Consider the following 20,061-nt stretch of genomic DNA (forward strand, 5'->3'; position numbering starts at 1 on the left):
CGCAACCCTTAAAGACCGAGGGTTGCAGCGGGCTTAGCCTGCGGATCATCCAGTGCTGGCACCGGGAAACAGCTGAACAACCGCTCACCAGCGATAGTGCTGGTCAGCTGCTGCTTTACCCGGTCAGAACGCTGCTGTGCTAAGCTCGCCAACCGTTGCTGTTCCAGTGCTGTCAGCTCTTCCGGAGTAAACGGCTTTTTCCGCTTACTATTCTCTTCTGCCAGCGCCGCTTGGATCAATACTTGATCTTGTTGCACCGCCTGACCACAAATATTCAAACGCATCCCTTTACGCTCGGCCATCATCGCCTCAATCTTCGCCAGATAACCCTGTCCATAGTCGTCTAACTCAACACTACCCGGGGCAAAGACGACCGGGTCTAGATTGATAAAGTTACCTTCGTTAACCGCACCGGCAGCCAAACTAATCAATGTTCCATAAGGCTGTAAGGATTTCAGCAGAATACTAAAGGCAGCTTTCTTCAGCCCTTTGCCTGCTAACCGCGTGACCACACTTTGCAAGCCAAAGTCGGGGTCATCAAGTGAACCACTAATAGGGATATCAAGATCGATATTGTCATCACCGTCCTGTAACACCGAGATGGCCGTCCCCAGAGGCATCGATAGCTGCTGACTGAATTTAGCCATCTGCTGCTTATCGGCAGGTTCAACACCCAGTCGGTGAATTTTAATCTCGTTTTTACCGGTGATTTTACCGCCATCCAACTGACCGGAGCTCTTCAGGGCCAACTGACCGTTTTGCAAATAATAACCAGTGTATTCGATGCTATATGGACTTAAACGGGGTAGGTCCAACTGCTTCAGCGCGCCTTCCCAGTTGGCATTTGCACCACCGCCAGCCATATCTGTATCACCGCTAAGATCAAAGGTAGTGAAATCATTTAACTTCAGCGCCAACTCGAACTGCGCCGGTGTTTGGCTACCGCTATCCAGCCCCTGCACCCGAGCCTTATCTATCACAATCGCAGTACTAAATGGAGGTTGAGTGCCGTTATCCGTAAACATTACCTGACTGTCACCACTCACCAGCAACTCATCAATCTGCACTCGTAAGGAGGGCTCTGCAGCCGTCTCAGGAGTCACCGTTGCACGGCTGTCATGACTGTCATGACTGTCATGACTATCTGCGAGACTCTCAACACCGGCCTGCAAGCGAGCCACACTGAGCGGCTGTTTCTCAGCACTCAACTGTTCTCTCACCTTTAGATTTTGTACCTCAAGTCGCGTAATACCTAGGCGTTCTCCAAGGGTAAAGTCAACATTGGTAACCTGTAAATCTAACTGAGCCAAGGTGTCATCCACTTGCGGCGACACTTCAAGCCCGGTTGCATTCAACCCACCTAAAGTGATCTTTTGCGGCAACGACAGGCCTATATCACTGAATTGAGCCTGCCCCAGATTCACCAGCACCTGATCTCCTTGCAGCGCTTTCACCCCGACACCCTGCAGCGCCAGTTGCCCTTTTTTACCCTGAATGGCTAAAGGCTGCTGTTGTAACAACAGTGACAGCGCCCCCTGCCAATCGATCGACTTCACCTGTGCTTCAAGCCGTTGTGGCTGCTGATAAAGTAATTGAGTGGCGCTCAGCTGCCCATCCAAATCCACCCGGTCAGCCCCTGAGCCATTAAAAGCCACCGTACTGTTTCCCTGCCAACCGCCATTGCTCAGCTGTACATTCATGCCATCACCCAACACACCCAGTGCCGACATAGCCAGCTTGCCATTAACCCCAATCTTGTCGATGCTACTGGCGGTAAAGTTCACATCTGTATTGCCTTGCCAATCAGCCGCCGTCAAATCAACCTGTAGCCCATCACGGGTCAAACCCAACGCTGACATCGTTAACTCACCGGCTACCGCTACCTTGTCGAGGCCATTGGCGACAAAGTTCAGATCCGTGCTGCCCTGCCAACGCCCGCCGGCCAAATTCACCTGCATCCCGTCGGCCGTTAACCCCAAATCAGCCAGATTCAAATCACCCTCAAGTTTTACCGCCTCAGGATTGCCTCCGCTCATCGTAAAATCAGTATTGCCCTTCCACGTAAGTGAACGCTGACTTACAGCCAAATTCTCTTGTTCCCAAGCAAAATTATCGAGCTGAATATCACCCCGCTGAATAATACTAATTTGTTCACCCGCAACGATCGTTAATGTCAGATCGGTCGAGAGGGTTGCCTGTAGTTGTGGCACAAAAGGGGCCGTAAAAGAGTGGACGGGTAAACGCTCAAGCTTCAGGTGTAGCTCAGACCGCTTGGTCTGCGGCAATGGCTGCCCTTCGGTATCTAGATTAAACACCGCATCATTGATGGCTCCCTGAATAGAGAGGTGGGTGATAGCCTCCTCTTGCCAAGTATAAAAAGTATCTAACGCCGCACTATCGATACGTAGTCGATGCTCGCCTTCCTTGAGTTTTGATTGCCAATTGAAATCCGAGATTCTCACCCGCGCCAAACCAAACTGCCAAGCGGACGGTTCAGTTGATGTTTCACCTGTAGATTCAGCGGAGGTGCCGGGAAGCGCTACCGGACCCAAAGAAAACTGCCGAGGCTCAGCATCCGCCTGTTCATGAAGATAGAGCGCCACCCCCTGAAGGGTTAGGTCATCGATTAAAATGCGCTGCTCCAGCAATGCCGCATAATCGAGATCCACCCATAGTTGATCTAGTCGTAAATCCGGCTCCCCAGGCGTCTTCACCTCTACACCAGAGACCTTAACCTTGCCAGTAAACCAGTTGATTGATAAGCCGTAGATCTTAGCTTCACTCGCCCCCTGATCCAACAGCCACTGGACAGCCACATCTCTGCCCACCTGAAGCGCGGTATGTAATAACAAAAAAACCACTAGGACAGCGATCACACTGCCACGCAAAAAACCTTTTATACTCATAACCGGCCCATCTGTTTATCGATGCTGTTCTGTATGATATTAGCAGCTTGTAACCTATTGAAGAACAACCTCACCACCTGTCCATCAACATACGACTTAATATGTAAGCCCAAGATATGACTACCCAGACCTACCCCTTGCTGGTAGAATCGCCTCCCGAATCGTTTAAAAAAGATGTCTTTAGGCACACAGCAGTACGATTCATAACAGTTCTATCAATAACGGTGGGTGAATAATCATGGCAAACCATGACGAAAACTTCCGTGACAGCTCAGGTTCAATCTGGATTTTGATCAACCTTGGCGCTTTGGCATGGATCTGCATGCCAGCGATTATTGGCTGGAGCCATGTGTTGTAACAGCGTTGTGAGCCGTTTCGGTTAGATATAAAAAAGGCCTTCAGAGATGAAGGCCTTTTTTATTATCCGTCATTTAATGGGTAATGGTCACAACCCCATCCGGCGTACCCATCAACACCACATCGGCGCCACGACGCGCAAATAAGCCGTTAGTGACAACCCCAACAATATTATTGATCTCCGCTTCCAGCGCTGGCGGCTGTTCAATCTCAAGCCCATGCAGATCGAGAATAATATTGCCATTATCGGTCACAAAACCATCTCGGTAAACCGGCATGCAATCGAGCTGCACTAACCGACGAGCCACCTGAGAACGCGCCATCGGAATCACTTCCACTGGCAGAGGGAATGCACCCAACAGATCAACCTTCTTGGTCTCATCGACAATACAGACAAATTCTTTGGCCACATCGGCGACGATTTTTTCCCGGGTCAGTGCTCCACCGCCGCCTTTAATCAGATTCAAGCGACCATCAAACTCATCCGCACCATCAACATACACCTCCATCTGATCGACGGAGTTCATATCATAAACGTCGATACCATGGCCTCGAAGGCGTTCAGCGGTGGCCTCAGAACTGGCAACAGCGGCCTCAAACAGATGCTTAATCTTCGCCAGCTCATCGATAAAGAAGTTAGCCGTAGAACCGGTGCCAACTCCAACGATAGAGTCACGACTCAGTTTTGGCTGGATATAGGCAACCGCTGCTTGGGCAACCGCCAGCTTCATCTCATCCTGTGTCATATTGTGTGAAACCCCGTATAAATGTCGATAACTGGCAGATATTATACGCAGATTAGGCGATATCTTATAGACGAAAACAGCCTCAAGGATTACCATTTAATGCTTTATTCACACTGCCGCCCTTGTCGGACCGCAACAACACACTGAAAGCATCCCATGGCACACCGATATATAAAGAAAATTCTTGATGCCCGCGTCTATGATGCAGCCATTGAAACTCCACTGGACGAGGCGATGAGCCTCAGTAATCGACTCGGCAATCGAGTCCTGCTAAAACGAGAAGACCTGCAACCGGTATTCTCCTTCAAATTGCGAGGCGCTTATAACAAGATGTCTCAGCTGACAGAAGAAGAACGTCGGCGCGGCGTCATTGCCGCCTCTGCGGGTAACCACGCTCAGGGTTTAGCGATGTCCGCTAAAATCCTGGGCGTTAAAGCCACCATCGTCATGCCCAAAACCACTCCAGACATTAAGGTCAACAGTGTTAAGGCGCGGGGCGGTAAAGTTATTCTGCACGGCGAAACCTTTGACGAAGCGTCAAAGCACTCATTCAAACTGGTTGAAGAACAGGGTCTAACCTATGTTCATCCCTATGATGATGTAGATGTAATCGCGGGTCAGGGCACTATCGCCATGGAGCTGTTACGCCAAGAAAGCGGCCCTATTGATGCGGTCTTTGTCCCCGTTGGCGGCGGCGGCCTGATTGCCGGCATTGCGGTGTATATCAAATACCTGCGCCCTGAGACCAAAGTCATCGGCGTAGAATCTGAAGATTCAGCCTGCCTGAAAGCCGCGCTTGAGGCCGGTGAACGGGTCATCCTGCCCCAAGTGGGCATCTTTGCTGACGGCGTTGCCGTGGCTCAAATAGGCGAAAATACCTTCGACCTGTGCAAACAGTTTGTCGATGAAGTGATCACCGTCAATACCGATGAGATCTGCGCGGCCATCAAGGATATCTTTGAAGACACACGCTCTATCACCGAACCCGCTGGAGCACTAGCGGTTGCGGGTCTCAAAAAATATGTGGCGCGGGAATCAGCTAAAGGCGAAACCCTAATCGCGATCGACAGTGGCGCCAACGTCAACTTCGACCGTCTGCGCCATATCGCCGAACGCTCTGAGCTCGGTGAAAACCGGGAAGCGATTATTGCGGTTAAAATCCCTGAACGGCCCGGCAGCTTTAAAGAGTTCTGCGCCGCACTGGGTAAGCGCAATATCACCGAGTTTAACTACCGTTATGCCGATGATAACGATGCGCAAATCTTCGTTGGTGTACAGCTGCAAGCCGGTCATGACGCCCGCACCGAGCTTCTTGGAGAACTCAAGTCGGAAGCCTACAAAGTTATTGATCTATCCGATAACGAAATGGCAAAACTACATGTCCGTTATATGGTCGGTGGGCGCGCACCCGCCTCGGTGACCAACGAGATCCTCTATCGATTTGAGTTTCCCGAACGCCCCGGTGCCTTAATGAAGTTTCTGAAGAAACTCGGTGGTCGCTGGAATATCTCGATGTTTCATTATCGCAATCACGGTGCTGCCTATGGCCGGGTATTAGTCGGCATGCAGGTGCCTGACGATGAGCGCTCACAGGTGACTGATTTTCTTGATGATATTGGCTACAGCTATTGGGAAGAGACTGACAATCCCGCCTATAAACTGTTTCTGGGACAATCCCTACAGAGCTAAATCAAAAAACGCACCTTAGGGTGCGTTTTTTAATTCCGGCATTTCCGGTGAATAATCAAAGCTCTTCGACATAAAGGCTTTCAACACAAATAACACGATTGAAACACTCCCCCAGCTCAAACCAACCACCACACCGAGGTCAATAATACCCCGCCAAGGTTGATCCAACATATGCACCAGTTGAATCAACACCAAAATGCCGAGCAACAAGCAATAAGTCACAATCATCCGCTGACGCCTAATGTCAAAAAAACCCATGCAAAACAACGGTGCTAGAATCAACCGTAGCGGTGTTACATTATCCCGCAGATAAAGTAGCCGTGCCGCCACCCGAGGCGAATAAGCCCGCTGAAAACCCTTATAGCCTTCGGCAAACCCCATAAACAACACACTAATCACCAATGCCGCCCAGTGATACCAGCTTAATGAAAAGGCGAACGTGTCGATCCCTATGGTTCCAATTCGAACAATGGCGTTACCAAAAATAAAGGTAATACCGATAAGACCCCATACAACAGCAAGATAACCCAACACAGCGATACCATTAGCAATTTATAAATAGGCTGGCGATTATAATTGATTCGAGGTTTTCTGACGATAAAAAAAGGCCGCCGCTTCATAACGAAGCGGCGGCCTCACTGGCTGTTCCTCCAATCGCTGGAACAACAGCCGATAGCCCATTAACCGTTACGGTTAGTCAGCGATATTAACATGCCATACTTAGTAGCCTTTCAGATGATCAATATATTCCGGTAGGAACAGTGATATCTGCGGCACATAGGTAATCAGCATCAAGAACATCAGTAGCAGGCATAACCATGGCAGACAAGCCTTGATCACCCAGATCATATTCTTCCCGGTGATACCCGCCGTAACAAACAGGTTGAGCCCCACCGGCGGTGTCAGCATCCCGATCTCCATATTCACCACCATGATGATACCTAGGTGGATGGGATCGATACCCAGCTTCATGGCGATAGGGAACAAAATAGGTGCCATGATCAACAAGATCGCAGACGGCTCCATAAAGTTACCGGCGATCAACAGCAGAATATTCACCACGATCAAGAAGCCCCACGCAGGTAAGCCCCACTGTACAATCGTTTCAGCGATATGGTGTGGAATCCGCTCAGTGGTCAACACATGCGCAAACAACATAGCATTAGCGATAATGAACAGCAGCATCAGCGATACTTTTGAGGCATCCAGCAAAACTTTGCGCACTTCTGGGTGACGAACCGATTTTGGAATCGCCCACAGCATCTGCAAAGTATTCCGAATAGCAGCCGCACCAAAGGATTCATCATCATTGCGCCAGGCAACCCCTTTCATCGGACCGATATCGCGATAACCTAACACCGACACCATATAGGCATACACCGCGGCGACCGCAGCAGCTTCAGTAGGGCTGGCAATACCACCATAGATCGAACCCAGTACGATGATGATCAACATCAACCCACCCAGCGCAATCAGAAAGGATTTACCCAGTTTAGCAACACCGGGGAACGGTTCTGCTGGCAGTTTCATAATCCGCGCCGCGATATAAATCGCGATCATCAGAATACCACCCATCATCAACCCGGGAATAAAACCGGCCATGAACATCCGTGATGCAGACACTTCAGTAGCCGCCGCATACACCAACATAACGATGGAAGGCGGAATCAAAATACCCAGCGTACCGGCATTGGCGATAACACCGGCAGCAAACGATTCGGGATAACCAGAACGCACCATGCCGGCAATAACGATCGTACCAATCGCTGCCACCGTTGCCGGTGAAGAGCCCGATACCGCGGCGAACAACATACACGCCAGTACTGACGCCATCGCCAGACCGCCACGAATATGCCCGACACTATCAACCGCAAAGTTGATTAGACGCTTGGCCACGCCCCCGGTTGAGAGGAATGCAGACGATAGAATGAAGAACGGAATCGCCAACAGGGTGTAATGTTCCGAGGTGGCTTCAAACAACTTCAAAGAAATAGAGGCTAATGAATCGTTAGAAAACATCAGGATCGTTGCCACACTCGACAGACCCAGCGCTATCGCAATCGGCATGCCCATAAACATACAGGCAAACAGGATGATAAATAATGCAGCAATAGTCATGGCCGCGTCTCCTTGTTACGTGTATCGGCATCGGCACTCGCCGCTTTCGATTCGAGTTCTTGAATCTCCTTAGCGATCTCCATGCTGTCCTCAGCTTCATCACTGAAGTGAAAACCATCGATCTCTTTCGTGACCACCTTCCAGCCTAGCTGTAAAAAGCGCACGATCAGCATGACAAAACCGATCACCAAAATACTCATCGCCAGCCATTTCGGCACCGGCATATCTTCCAGTTCGATACCGATCATCTTCATTTTGCTGAGATAGATCCATGAACCGTACAGAAACAGACCACAATAAATCAGGCAAAGCACAATCGCCAAAAGCGTAAAAAACCGCTGTGCTTTGGTCGGCAATAGCTTAACGAACACATCAACGCCGATATGTGAACCGACTTTGACACCGTAAGATGCGCCATAGAGAACAAACCAGGCTGCCATCAAAAGCGTCAGCTCTTGCGCCCAGTGGATTCCGGAATTAAAGCCAAAGCGCATAACAACCTCGGCGAACACCAGCAGCGTCATCGCTACCAGCAGCAAGGAAAGAAACGCTTCTTCCAGTTGTGTGACTAGATTACGAACCATAACGGCCCCCTTAAAACAGCAGAGACAATGAATATCGCTCTGCAATTTTTCAGTATGTGTGCTTCACAGGACAACCTTGCAGCTATTCAGCAAGACTCGCCGAGCCATCGTGACTCTCCTGTGTAACCCCACAGACAGTATTTAATCAATCGAGAGATACGGCGGCGCGAATAGTGTCCGCCGTAGCATAAGAACCTGACCCTCATTAAGGGTCAGTGATGCAGATTACTGATTAGATGCTTCAGCCGCTTCAATCAGGTCAGCACCGATATCATCGGCAAACTGAGCCCATACTGGCTTCATAGCACTTACCCACAAGGCGCGTTCTGCGGCTGTAATTTCCAGCACTTCAGAGCGTTTAGAATCAATGATCGCCTGACGATCGCTATTAGCTTTTTCAGCCGCGATGTTGTTACCAAAGGCAATCGCTTCATCCAATGCAGTTTTCAGCTCAGAACGGACATCAGCATCTAAGCCATTCCAGAACTCAGCAGAGGTAACCACCATGTAATCGAGCAAACCGTGATTAGATGCAGTGATGTAAGGCTGAACTTCGTAGAATTTCTTCGAAAAGATGTTAGACCAAGTATTTTCCTGACCATCAATGGCTTTCGTTTGCAGCAGGGTAAACACTTCTGAGAAAGGCTTTTTCAGCGGTACGGCATTAACGGCTTCAAACTGCGCCTGCAGTACATCAGAGGTCATGATGCGGAATTTTTTACCATCGACATCAGCAGGGACTTTAATTGGGTTGCTGGCAGACAACTGCTTCATACCATTGTGCAAATAGCCCAGACCAACAAGTCCTTTAGATTCCAGAGAGGTCAGCATTTTTTGACCTTCAGGCCCTTTCTGGAAACGCTCTACCGCTTCCATATCCTTAAACAGGAACGGCAGGTCAAACAGCTGCAAACTTTTAGTATATTTCTGGAACTTAGACAGCGCCGGTGCTGCCATCTGCACATCACCTAGCAGCATCGCTTCGAGCACTTTGTTATCGCCAAACAGCTGTGAGCTTGGGAAGACATTAACTTCAACCTTACCGCCTAAACGCTCGGCAACCAGCTCTGCAAATTTGTTGGCCATCTGGCCTTTTGGGGTATTTTCAGCGACGACGTGTGAGAATTTAATTTCAATCGGTGCAGCCATAGCAGACGTTGCACCAAAGGTAAGAGCCATTGCCGTAACGGCAGCAGATAAAAGACGCATATTGCTTCTCCAGTTTTGTAATTATTCAGGCGCTTTTTCGGGTCTAACAGCAGAACCCACGCTCAGTTATTAACTCAACTAGATAAAAGCAAACTTCAGGCCAATGGGTAAAAATCAAATAATTATTTTTTAAATCCCTAAAAAACAGTAGCTTAAAAAATACACCATCATTAACCAATACAGGTGAACCCGCCATAATGGATGGATTCTCACCCGTTACAATGAACACTAACGGGTGGATTTCCACTCATTTAACAAAAGGTACCGTCAATAACGATTCAATTTAATACTCAAAATGCTGACATAGGCAGTCGCTCCACTCATCACAGCAAGGTATATTAGGAACAAATCAGAGACGATAACCATCCGGATAATAAAACATGGCGATTCAAACAAAAGTAAACCTCAGCCTAGCATTTGTTTTTTTAATCGTGCTCATCACATCAGTATCTGTTATCTATCAAAGCGAAACGAATCTATCCTCCGATATTGCTCTGCAAAACACCCAAAACACCGCCGACGCCTATTTTGACAGCATCAACATCATGATGCTCAGCGGCGCGATGGCCAACCGACAAACACTGCAAACAAAAATTCTCAGCAATCCTGAACTCACCGAAGCGCGTATTATTCGCGGTGAGCCGGTGGCATCTATGTACGGTGAAGGCACCCCAGACTCACATATTCAGGATGACTTAGATAAACGCGCCATGGCTGGCGAGGCGATCGCCATTGAATTGGATGACGATCAAGGCCATCGAATGACTGTCGTGCGCCCAATGCGCGCCAGTTCAAACTATAAAGGCACCAACTGCCTGACCTGCCACCCGGTTGAAGAGGGCACCATTCTCGGCGCAGTGCGAGTCACCTATAGCTTCGACAAGATTGATCAGCATATATTCACCAATATTCGTAATATTGCCCTAGTCGAATTGGCACTATTTATTGCCGCACTCCTTCTGGTTGGCTGGATGATTCACCGGATCGTGCTTAAACCGATCAACAACATGAACCAGACTATCCGGGATATCGAACAAAATTCCGACCTCACTCAGCAACTACAGATTAACTCAAATGACGAGATCGGCCAGATGTCCGCCTCGTTCAACAGCATGCTTAGAACCTTCCATGACAGTATCAGCCATGTGGTGCATTCGATTGATATGCTAGGCCAATGCAGTCAGCAAGTCTGCGACGTTTCTCAACTGGCCAACGCGGGCACCGCAAAACAGATCAGCCGTGCCGAAGCCGTCACTAATGCCATGGTAGCGATGGATGGTGCGACACAAAATATTTCCGCCATCGCCGACGTCACCACTAAAGCCTCAGACCAAGCCTTGCAGGAAACCCGTGCTGGGGTCGACATCACCACCGGGACGGTGAAGAAGATTGAAGCGTTACAAAAAGAGATCCAACATGCCACCGATGTTATCGTTCAGCTAGAACAGCAAAGCTATAATATTGATGCGGTATTAAGCGTTATTCAAGATATCGCTGAACAAACCAACCTATTGGCACTCAATGCCGCCATTGAAGCCGCCCGAGCGGGCGAACAGGGCCGAGGATTCGCCGTCGTTGCGGATGAGGTTCGCACCCTTTCCTTACGCAGCCAGAACGCCACTATCGAGATCAATAATATTATTGCTTCGCTACAGCAGAATGCGAAAGGGGCTGCTCAGGTGATGGGGCAAGCGAGCATCGAAACCGAATCGAATGTTAAAGAGATACAGGAAACCTCAAAAGTTCTCTTCAATATTCAAAAAGAGATGGAGTCGATTGCCGAAACTAACCACAGCATCTCCGAATCCGTCAAACAGAGCGGTGTCGCCACACTCGAGATCGAAGGCGCGGTGAGTGAAATCAACGCTGGTAGCGAGCAAGCAAAAGAACGAGTGCTGCGCCTATCTTCCATCTCAACACAGATCAACACTCTGGCCGATGAACTCGAAAAGCGCGCTCGACAGTTTAAACTCTAAACGACTTGCCTCTCGGGTAACCACAGAACGCAAACGGCGGCCAATTGGCCGCCGTTTACTATTAGGCTCCGAGCAAAGCGCTTATTTGAAGTCGTCTTTACTCAACTCGTATTTCTTCATTTTGTCGTACAGCGTCTTACGCGGTAACCCTAACTTTTCCTGAGTCAGTTTGAGCGAGCCATTATTGCGCGACAACTCCTCCTCCAACACCAGCTTTTCAAATCGCTCCACCTGCTCCGGCAAGGTCATCTGCTTGGTCGACATCCGCTCACCCGCATCTCCCACGGCAAAATTGTACGCGGGCCCAAGCAGCACATAACGCTCAGCAATATTGCGCAATTCCCGCACATTACCCGGCCAGTGATGCGCCACTAACGCACTGAGCTTATCAACACTTAATTGAGGCACCTCTTTCTGATATTGAACCGATGCAATCAAGGCAAAATGTTGAAACAACATAGGAATATCCTCACGCCGCTCTCGTAGCGGCGGAATCTCAAGACTGACAACATTAAGGCGATAATAAAGATCGGCCCGGTAGTCACCCTGTTCACTCAAATCCTTCAGATCAACCTTGGTGGCGGCGACAATACGAATATCCAGTGGAATCAACTCATTAGAACCCAAGCGCTCGATCTGCCGCTCTTCCAGCACCCGCAGCAGCTTAACCTGCAATGATAACGGCATGCTCTCAATTTCATCGAGAAACAGCGTACCGCCATTGGCGTGCTCAAACTTACCGATACGACGGCTCTTGGCATCGGTAAAGGCGCCTTTCTCATGGCCGAACAACTCACTCTCGATTAGATGCTCTGGCACCGCACCGCAGTTAATCGCAACAAAATTTTTGTCCCGTCGGTTGCTGTGCTCATGGATATAACGCGCCACCAAATCTTTACCGGAGCCGGTTTCCGCCTGAATCAGAATATCTGCCGGGGTATCGGCAATATGTTGAATCATCGAGCGCAACTGCTGGATGCCGGGCGAGTTACCGATAATCCGCGGGCCGATACCACCCTGCTGCTCCAGCGCCTTACGCAGCACGCGGTTTTCTAGGGTTAATCGACGTTTCTCCGCGGCTCGGCGCACCACATCATTTAATAGCTCAGATGAAAATGGCTTTTCTATAAAGTCATAAGCGCCATCACGCATGGCACTCACCGCCATCGAGATATCCCCATGCCCGGTAATGAGAATAACCGGCAGATCTGCGTCGATGCTCATAATCCGCTGCATCAACTCTAAGCCATCGATCCCCGGCATATTGATATCACTCACCACCACCCCGGGCCAATCCCGATCCAACAGACTCAGAGCTTTCTCGGCACAGTCGGCGGTGACGACATCATAACCGGCCAGCTCGAGGGTTTGCCCTGCAGCCAAACGGATATGTTTTTCATCATCTACCAGGAGAATCTGATGAGGCTGTAGCACCTCAACCGGAGTATTCGCATTCATCGGCGGTTCGTTTTCCTGTCTAGTTTTAATTATTCTAACCCGACGACCGAAGCGGACGCATCCGCTGCCGGCAAATTAATGGTAAACACAGCACCACCGAGCGGGTGATTACTGACATTTAACTGCCCTCCCATCGATTCAATAATTCGATGGGAGATTGACAGCCCCAGCCCCAATCCCTGACCGGCTTTCTTGGTGGTATAGAAAGGTTCAAACACTTTACCTAGCTCAGACGCTGGAATACCCGGCCCATGATCCCGAAAAGCGATGAGTAAACGCTCCCCCTGACGCGCAATGCTGATCTCGATCCATTTCTCAGCCCCGCCTTCCATCGCCTGCAGCGCATTACTAATCAGGTTAACCACCACCTGTTCAAGCCGCAGCATATCCCCTAAAACAAACTGCTGATCGAGTCGCTCCGGCCACTCAATTTTGACATTCGCTTTATCCAGTCGGCCATACATAATAGACATTGCTCCATCACGCACCGCCTTTAAACTCACCATCGTCTGCTGACCGGAGGTCTTACGCGAAAACTCTTTCAGCGGCGCAATGATCTTTGACATCCGCTCGGTCAAACCGCTGATCTCCTGAAGATTACTGTTAACCGGATCAGTTTTGCCCAACTTCAAAAACGATAAGGCATTATCGGCATAGCTTCGAATTGCGGTTAGCGGCTGGTTCAGTTCGTGATTAATACCCGCAGACATCTGCCCAAGCACCGCCAACTTAGCCGTTTGAATCAACTCATTCTGGGTGTGTTTGTGCTCTTCAACCTCCTGCAGCAAACGGGCATTCGCTCGAGTCAGATCTTGAGTACGTTCACCCACGCGCTGCTCTAACTGATCTCGCGCCTGACGCAACTTCTCTTCATTCTCTTTTCGTTCGGTAATATCATGAATCGTGACAACAAAGCGACTGGCATTACTGTCGCTCATGCGGCCAATAATCAATTCTACTGGAAACTGTGAACCATCGGCTCTGACACAAGCCACCTCGACCATCAACTCATCCGACGAAGCATCACTCTCCTGATGTGAAATATGCTGCCAACACACCGCCCGATCAGGTTGGCTAATCAATTTGCTAAAATACTCCCCCGCAATCAGATCGGTACGATAGCCGAACAGTTTTTCCGCGGTCGGATTAAACGACTCAATAATCCCATGATCATCAAGCGTGATCAGGCCCGCATGGGTATTGTCGATAATCGCACGAACTCTCGCCTCGCTACTTTCTAACGCCAGTGTTTGCTGTCGCTTAAAGCGGGCCCGTTCCTGCAAGATCCGCCGCCGCGCCAATACCAGCAGCACCAAAAAGACTAAGGCACTGTAAACAAACCCGGTGAGCAGAACATTGCTCAGCACCCGTCGATCGACGGGTTTGAGGTCCGCCAGAATAGACACATTAAACCCCGCATCAGGCACTGCGCGAGTCTGCTGCAAATATTGTCGTGTCTCGACGCCATCAAGCGCCTGATTATTGATCCGGTCCCCCTCGAGAAGCGTCACTACCTCGCTGCCCCCCTGAACTTTACGTTCGATAATCGGCAACGAGGTTAACTCATGATCACCATAGCGGAGACTCGAAACAATCCGCTGTAGATCCACCTGAGGCAACGGCTTTAAGGTGCGAAATTTCCACTCGGAACGGGTACTGATAAAGATGACACCATCTTCATCGGTCACAACAATATCGGTCATCGGGTCGCTCCAATCGGTCTCAATATCATTAAGATCGATCTTAACCACAATCACACCCAGAATATTGCCCCGATACTCGACCGGATATGAGAAAAAGTAACCGCGTTTATTAGATGTTGTCCCCAGTGCAAAATAACGCCCTGGGTGGCCCTTAATCGCGTCTCGAAAATAGGGCCGGAAAGAAAAATTGCGGCCCACAAAAGTGTGCTCTTTCTGCCAGTTACTGGCCGCAAGCGTTGTCCCCTTGGTATCCATCAAATACGTGTCTGACGCGCCCACTGTATCGTTTACCTTTTGCAGATAAAGGTTCGCGCGATAAACACCTTCACTCCCATCGAGTAATAACAGATTCACCAACTCAGAATGCGACGACAATAATTTGGGCAAGTCTTTATACCGATCAAGCTCCTGCTGTAGGTTCAAGATATAACGATTTAAATCCGCCGAAACACTTTGTTGCAGATCATGGGTTGCACGACTGTGGCTAATTAAGATCGTTTGAAAGATCACCACAATGAATAAGGCGACCAATGACAATAATAGTAGCGGACGTAACCGTGTTTTAGTCACCGCGCCTCCTGTAACTAAATTACAAAAAATTCATTTACACTAACAAATAAAGCTAAAAAGCAGTAGAATGCGATCCATCAAAACAATTCTTGTAATATATTTACAAGATAATATTACCCAGAGACAGCTGAACAAGCTGATCAACCGCTGGCTGATTGCTTGAAATACTATTGCCACCCGCTTATCTTGCAATAGATAACACAGTTTAAAGTCTAACAGGTAAACCCATACCGTCTACCGGATAAACACATCATGCTAAAACGTACCAAAATTGTTGCCACTTTAGGTCCATCAACGGATAAACCCGGCGTACTCGACCAAATGATCCGCGCCGGCGTCAATGTTGTGCGACTCAACTTCTCTCACGGTAGCGCTGATGATCATCGCCGCAGGGCTAACGAAGTTCGTGAAATATCTAACAGGTTGTCCATTCCGGTGGCAATCCTAGGCGACCTGCAAGGTCCGAAAATCCGTATCGCCCGCTTTAAAGACGATATGAAAATCAAACTGGCCGTGGGTGACCACTTTGCACTCGACTCCGCTTTAGACACCTACGCAGGCGATCAGACCCAGGTGGGTATCGATTATAAAGCACTACCAAAAGACAGTCGCCCCGGCGATGTACTGCTGCTAGATGATGGCCGAGTACAGTTCAAGGTTATCGATGTTCAAGGTACTCGAATCAACTGCGAAGTGATCATCGGCGGGCCGCTGTCCAATAACAAGGGCATCAACCGTCAAGGCGGCGGCCTTTCCGCCGCCGCACTCACCGAGAAAGACAAGCGTGACATTCTCGTCGCCGCTGAGATCGATATGGACTATGTCGCAGTATCTTTCCCTCGCAGCTCGTCTGATCTGCATGAAGCGCGACAACTACTCGATGCCGCCGGCAGCAATGCTGAAATTATCGCTAAAGTAGAACGTGCCGAAACGGTCAGCTCTACCGAAGCGCTCGACGATATCATCCTCGCCTGTGATGGCGTCATGGTGGCCCGAGGCGACCTCGGTGTCGAAATCGGCGATGCTGAGCTGATCGGCGTGCAAAAACACCTGATCAACCGCGCCAGAGAACTGAATCGCGTGGTTATTACCGCCACCCAAATGATGGAAACCATGATTCAAAATCCAATGCCAACACGGGCGGAGGTATTTGATGTGGCCAACGCCATTCTGGACGGCACCGATGCAGTCATGCTCTCCGCCGAAACGGCTGCAGGTGACTACCCGGTTGAAGTTGTCGAAGCGATGACCAAAATTTGTCAGGGCGCCGAAAAGCACCAGTTATCCCGTCCGGCCCCCACTGGCATCTCCCAACGCTGCGAACACTTCGATGAAACCATCGCCCGTTCAGCCATGTATACCGCTAACCACTTAGTCGGCGTAAAAGCTATTGTCTGTCTAACAGAATCAGGCTCGACCCCGCGCTGGATGTCTCGTATCCGTTCCGGCGTGCCGATCTATGCACTAACCCGCAATGAACGCTCAATGCGTCGTATGACGCTGTTCCGTGGCGTACACCCGATGTTGTTCGATGCCACCGGTATTAACAATGACGTGCTAAACGAGCAGATCCTCGAAACCCTGAAGGCAAAACAGCTGCTTGAAACGGGTGATCTGATCCTGCTAACCCGAGGCGCAATTATTGGCAGCGGTAGCGGCACCAACTCAATGCAAGTACTGCAAGTACCCTAGCCAGTAACGCCTCAAATAGGCGACACAAAAAAGGCTCGCTAACGCAGGTTAGCGAGCCTTTTTTACTATAATTAATCCCTGTTTTTTTACGGGGTTATGTTTAACGCTTGCTGCGCTATAATAGCGCTCTTTTTTCCGCTAAAAGGTACCCGGTTGTGTCAAAAGCACTGGAACAGAATCTGCAATTAATTATAGAAAAGGGTCAGATTCTGGCGCTTGACGGCATCCTTCACGGTATAGAGAAGGAAGGCCTGCGGGCTGACTCTCAGGGAGCCATCAGCCAAACAGGACACCCGGTTTCGCTCGGCTCTGCGCTGACTCACAGCCATATCACCACCGATTACTCGGAAGCCCTGCTTGAATTCATCACGCCAGCATTCGCAAAATCCGCTGATGCACTGCACTTTCTTCAGCAGTTACATTGCTACACCTATCAGCATCTAGGTGATGAAGAGCTTTGGAACGCCAGCATGCCTTGCCAGATCGACAACGAAGATGCGATCCAAATCGCCCGCTTTGGCAGCTCGAATGTTGGTCAGTTAAAATATATTTATCGCGTTGGCCTAGAGCATCGTTACGGCAAGATGATGCAGACCATCGCCGGTATCCATTACAACTTCTCACTACCAGAAAGCCTCTGGCCCGTACTACGAGATCTGCAAGGCAGCCAAAAGAGCCTGCAGGCTTTTCGTTCGGCCGGCTATTTCAAGCTAATTCGTAATTTCCGTCGTTCATCTTGGCTACTGCTCTATCTGTTTGGTGCCTCGCCAGCGTTATCCTCTAGCTTCATGCGCGGCCGTGAACACGATCTAGAACAGTGGGATGAGAACACCCTGTATCGCCCTTATGCGACCTCTTTGCGGATGAGCGACCTCGGCTACTCAAACAAAGCCCAGTCGGCCCTCAATATCTGTTTTAACCATCTTGAAACTTACATTGAGAGTCTCACTCAGGCGATCAACACCACCTATCCGCAGTATGAAAAAATCGGTGTGAAAACGGACCAGGGCTACAAACAGCTCAACAGTAATGTGCTGCAAATCGAAAACGAATATTACAGCGACATCCGCCCTAAACGAGTCGCACTGTCCGGTGAAAAGCCGGTGCATGCCCTACGTGAACGCGGCGTAGAATATATCGAAGTGCGCAACACCGATATCAACCCTCTACTGCCCGTCGGTATTGATCAACAACAGGCCGACTTCCTTGATGCATTTCTGGTCACCTGCCTGCTGTCAGATCCAAGTGATATTGATAGTCATGAGTGCGATGTCATCAATAGCAACAACAATTTGGTGGTCAACCGAGGCCGTGAACCGGGCTTAATGCTGACAAAAAATAATCAGCCGATCTCAGTGCCCGAATGGGGCGCACTCATTCTGAGTGATATCCACAAAACCGCCGCAGTACTGGATCAAGTATCCGGTGATAACCGTTATTCCGACGCCGTCTCCGCTCAGCAAGCCAAGTTGGATAACCCACACCTGACGCCATCGGCGCAAATCCTAGATAGCATGAAAACAGCCGGGTTGGGCTATGAAGCCTTTGCGCTGCAACAAAGCCGCAAGCACCGGCAAACCATCACCGGCGAGGGACTGGATGCAGGGCAGCAGCAATATCTTGACGAACTCGGCATCAGCTCAAGAGATGAGCAACAGCAGATCGAGATGAGCGACACCTTAGATTTCGATACCTATCTCGCGAACTATCTCGCACAGTAGATCAGGTAAAGACTCAAGCCATAAAAAAAGCCCTGTCAGCAGACAGGGCTTTTTTATATTTTCGCGTCAAGCGAAGGAAGCAAACAAAGCCTAAGCCTCAATTGCCCGCCAGTTACTGCAACACAAAGCTGGTAAAGAACAGGTCGGCAACATAGGCTTCCCCTTCTTCGGCTAATAACACGCCCTGCACTTTTTGTAACGCCTCTTGCGCAAGAATATGCTGTTTATCAACCGTTTTCAGCTGTTCATCCGTTTTAGAACTCAATAGCATTAGAATTTCGTGACGAATCTCCGCCTTATGATAATTCACCGCGTGGTGAGCCGCCGGACTAGTGACTTGAATGGTAATTTCACACTTCAAAAAACGCAGAGTACCCGGGCTGACAAAGTTAGCAACGAAAGGCTTCAGCTCGATGTAGTTTACATAATCCTCTACGGCAGGCTCATCAGCGGCCCAAACAGGCTGCAGCATCGCGCCTAAAAACAGTACCAGTAAAAAACGTTTCAGCATGCTTAAGTTTCCCAATCTGATATCAGAGATACACCCCTGACCTGAAAACAATGAATTAGACAAAATCATAGCGTTAACAAACAAAGCCTGTCGACATAAGCCTTTTTTCAGTCGGCCTGTTATCGGCTCGATCATAATAACAGCGCCAGACAATAACCAAACCCTTGATACGCCCTTCTGTTGTATCATCTTTCGCAAAAAATATCAGCGCCACACGACTAAGATTAGCTATCTCAGGGTGAAAAGCCCTCCGCTATTGCCTCTTTAACAACGATAGGATTAGTATTGAGACACTCAGTCAGCAAGTGCTGAACATAAAAGGAGGCCTGCTATGCTAGAAAAATGCCGTAACGCCCAGGAACGCTGGGGAGGTGTGAGCGACATTATTGATAACTGGCTCGACGGACGTCAAAAACTGATTAGTTTTTTTGTGTCTCTGCCGCAACAGAATGTTCAGGAAACACTGAATGATAAAATTCAGGAATTCTGTCAATTGATGATGGATTATATCTCTTCAGGCCATTTTGAAGTTTACGAACAACTGCTCAAGCAGGGAAGTGAGTTCAATGACGGTAGCCTGGAAAAGGCTCAAGCCCTGTTCCCTAAAATTCAGGACAGCACCGACGCCTCGCTCGACTTCAATGATATTTATTCCAACTTTGAAGGACAGACCCTGCAAGAGATGTATGAACTGATGTGTCAGCTATCATCTCTTGGTGAAGCCCTCGAAGAGCGCTTCGCTCTCGAAGATAGAATGATTGAAATTCTCCATATCGCTCACCGTGAGCGAGTATTTTCTGAACCTCAGGTATAACAACCGT

The 20,061-nt window shown here is 49.3% G+C and carries 14 protein-coding genes; 5 read left to right on the forward strand and 9 right to left on the reverse strand.

The window, feature by feature from the left end; genetic code table 11:
• Positions 1-8 precede the first annotated feature (8 nt).
• On the reverse strand, positions 9-2,906 hold the full coding sequence (locus tag ACN0T0_RS13895) for a DUF748 domain-containing protein (RefSeq protein ID WP_417227055.1): 2,898 nt from the start codon (positions 2,904-2,906) through the stop codon (positions 9-11).
• 431 nt (positions 2,907-3,337) lie between these two features.
• Entirely contained in the window at positions 3,338-4,009 is a 672-nt protein-coding gene (rpiA, locus tag ACN0T0_RS13900; protein WP_417227057.1) for a ribose-5-phosphate isomerase RpiA, read from the reverse strand.
• Positions 4,010-4,165: 156 nt separating this feature from the next.
• Here rpiA and ilvA point away from each other — a divergent pair, with 156 nt between their 5' ends.
• Positions 4,166-5,698 (forward strand): threonine ammonia-lyase, biosynthetic, encoded by a 1,533-nt coding sequence (gene ilvA / locus ACN0T0_RS13905; RefSeq protein WP_417227059.1) that lies wholly within the window; start codon positions 4,166-4,168, stop codon positions 5,696-5,698.
• 15 nt (positions 5,699-5,713) lie between these two features.
• Here the strand turns inward: ilvA and ACN0T0_RS13910 are convergent, their stop codons facing one another.
• From ACN0T0_RS13910 to ACN0T0_RS13925, 4 genes are all read right to left on the reverse strand, one after another.
• On the reverse strand, positions 5,714-6,232 hold the full coding sequence (locus ACN0T0_RS13910) for a hypothetical protein (protein ID WP_417227061.1): 519 nt from the start codon (positions 6,230-6,232) through the stop codon (positions 5,714-5,716).
• A 186-nt stretch (positions 6,233-6,418) separates the two neighbouring features.
• Positions 6,419-7,816, reverse strand: a complete 1,398-nt coding sequence (locus tag ACN0T0_RS13915; RefSeq protein ID WP_417227063.1) for a TRAP transporter large permease — start codon at positions 7,814-7,816, stop codon at positions 6,419-6,421.
• A complete protein-coding gene (locus ACN0T0_RS13920) occupies positions 7,813-8,400 on the reverse strand; it encodes a TRAP transporter small permease (RefSeq protein WP_417227065.1) in 588 nt (195 codons plus the stop codon). The genes ACN0T0_RS13915 and ACN0T0_RS13920 overlap by 4 nt, the downstream gene beginning before the upstream one ends.
• A gap of 225 nt (positions 8,401-8,625) precedes the next feature.
• Positions 8,626-9,609, reverse strand: coding sequence for a TRAP transporter substrate-binding protein (locus ACN0T0_RS13925; RefSeq protein WP_417227067.1), 984 nt, complete (start codon positions 9,607-9,609; stop codon positions 8,626-8,628).
• Positions 9,610-9,989: 380 nt separating this feature from the next.
• Here ACN0T0_RS13925 and ACN0T0_RS13930 point away from each other — a divergent pair, with 380 nt between their 5' ends.
• A complete protein-coding gene (locus ACN0T0_RS13930) occupies positions 9,990-11,585 on the forward strand; it encodes a methyl-accepting chemotaxis protein (protein WP_417227069.1) in 1,596 nt (531 codons plus the stop codon).
• A gap of 81 nt (positions 11,586-11,666) precedes the next feature.
• Here ACN0T0_RS13930 and ACN0T0_RS13935 read toward each other — a convergent pair whose 3' ends face one another.
• Together ACN0T0_RS13935 and ACN0T0_RS13940 are read right to left on the reverse strand one after the other, a co-directional pair.
• The gene (locus tag ACN0T0_RS13935) at positions 11,667-13,043 is read right to left on the reverse strand and encodes a sigma-54-dependent transcriptional regulator (protein WP_417227071.1); all 1,377 of its coding nucleotides are present in this window, start codon (positions 13,041-13,043) and stop codon (positions 11,667-11,669) included.
• 29 nt (positions 13,044-13,072) lie between these two features.
• A complete protein-coding gene (locus ACN0T0_RS13940; protein ID WP_417227073.1) occupies positions 13,073-15,316 on the reverse strand; it encodes an ATP-binding protein in 2,244 nt (747 codons plus the stop codon).
• A gap of 252 nt (positions 15,317-15,568) precedes the next feature.
• Between ACN0T0_RS13940 and pyk the strand changes: the two genes are divergently transcribed.
• Positions 15,569-17,008: a pyruvate kinase gene (gene pyk, locus ACN0T0_RS13945; RefSeq protein ID WP_417227075.1), complete on the forward strand. Its 1,440-nt coding sequence runs from the start codon at positions 15,569-15,571 to the stop codon at positions 17,006-17,008.
• A 155-nt stretch (positions 17,009-17,163) separates the two neighbouring features.
• Positions 17,164-18,729, forward strand: a complete 1,566-nt coding sequence (gene gshA, locus ACN0T0_RS13950; protein ID WP_417227077.1) for a glutamate--cysteine ligase — start codon at positions 17,164-17,166, stop codon at positions 18,727-18,729.
• A gap of 112 nt (positions 18,730-18,841) precedes the next feature.
• Here gshA and ACN0T0_RS13955 read toward each other — a convergent pair whose 3' ends face one another.
• Positions 18,842-19,240: a flagellar basal body-associated FliL family protein gene (locus ACN0T0_RS13955; protein ID WP_417227079.1), complete on the reverse strand. Its 399-nt coding sequence runs from the start codon at positions 19,238-19,240 to the stop codon at positions 18,842-18,844.
• Between the two features lie 331 nt (positions 19,241-19,571).
• Between ACN0T0_RS13955 and rsd the strand changes: the two genes are divergently transcribed.
• On the forward strand, positions 19,572-20,054 hold the full coding sequence (gene rsd, locus ACN0T0_RS13960; protein ID WP_417227081.1) for a sigma D regulator: 483 nt from the start codon (positions 19,572-19,574) through the stop codon (positions 20,052-20,054).
• Positions 20,055-20,061 lie beyond the last annotated feature (7 nt).

Origin of the sequence: Amphritea sp. (genome assembly GCF_048266285.1) — a bacterium.
GTDB lineage: Bacteria > Pseudomonadota > Gammaproteobacteria > Pseudomonadales > Balneatricaceae > Amphritea.

Bases quoted from the DNA above. Each gene is read 5' to 3' on its own strand.
- ACN0T0_RS13935 (WP_417227071.1), bottom strand. From the start codon at position 13,043: ATGAATGCGAATACTCCGGTTGAGGTGCTACAGCCTCATCAGATTCTC.
- ACN0T0_RS13915 (WP_417227063.1), bottom strand. From the start codon at position 7,816: ATGACTATTGCTGCATTATTTATCATCCTGTTTGCCTGTATGTTTATG.
- ACN0T0_RS13895 (WP_417227055.1), bottom strand. From the start codon at position 2,906: ATGAGTATAAAAGGTTTTTTGCGTGGCAGTGTGATCGCTGTCCTAGTG.
- ACN0T0_RS13920 (WP_417227065.1), bottom strand. From the start codon at position 8,400: ATGGTTCGTAATCTAGTCACACAACTGGAAGAAGCGTTTCTTTCCTTG.
- rpiA (WP_417227057.1), bottom strand. From the start codon at position 4,009: ATGACACAGGATGAGATGAAGCTGGCGGTTGCCCAAGCAGCGGTTGCC.
- ACN0T0_RS13930 (WP_417227069.1), top strand. From the start codon at position 9,990: ATGGCGATTCAAACAAAAGTAAACCTCAGCCTAGCATTTGTTTTTTTA.
- pyk (WP_417227075.1), top strand. From the start codon at position 15,569: ATGCTAAAACGTACCAAAATTGTTGCCACTTTAGGTCCATCAACGGAT.
- ACN0T0_RS13925 (WP_417227067.1), bottom strand. From the start codon at position 9,609: ATGCGTCTTTTATCTGCTGCCGTTACGGCAATGGCTCTTACCTTTGGT.
- ACN0T0_RS13955 (WP_417227079.1), bottom strand. From the start codon at position 19,240: ATGCTGAAACGTTTTTTACTGGTACTGTTTTTAGGCGCGATGCTGCAG.
- ilvA (WP_417227059.1), top strand. From the start codon at position 4,166: ATGGCACACCGATATATAAAGAAAATTCTTGATGCCCGCGTCTATGAT.
- rsd (WP_417227081.1), top strand. From the start codon at position 19,572: ATGCTAGAAAAATGCCGTAACGCCCAGGAACGCTGGGGAGGTGTGAGC.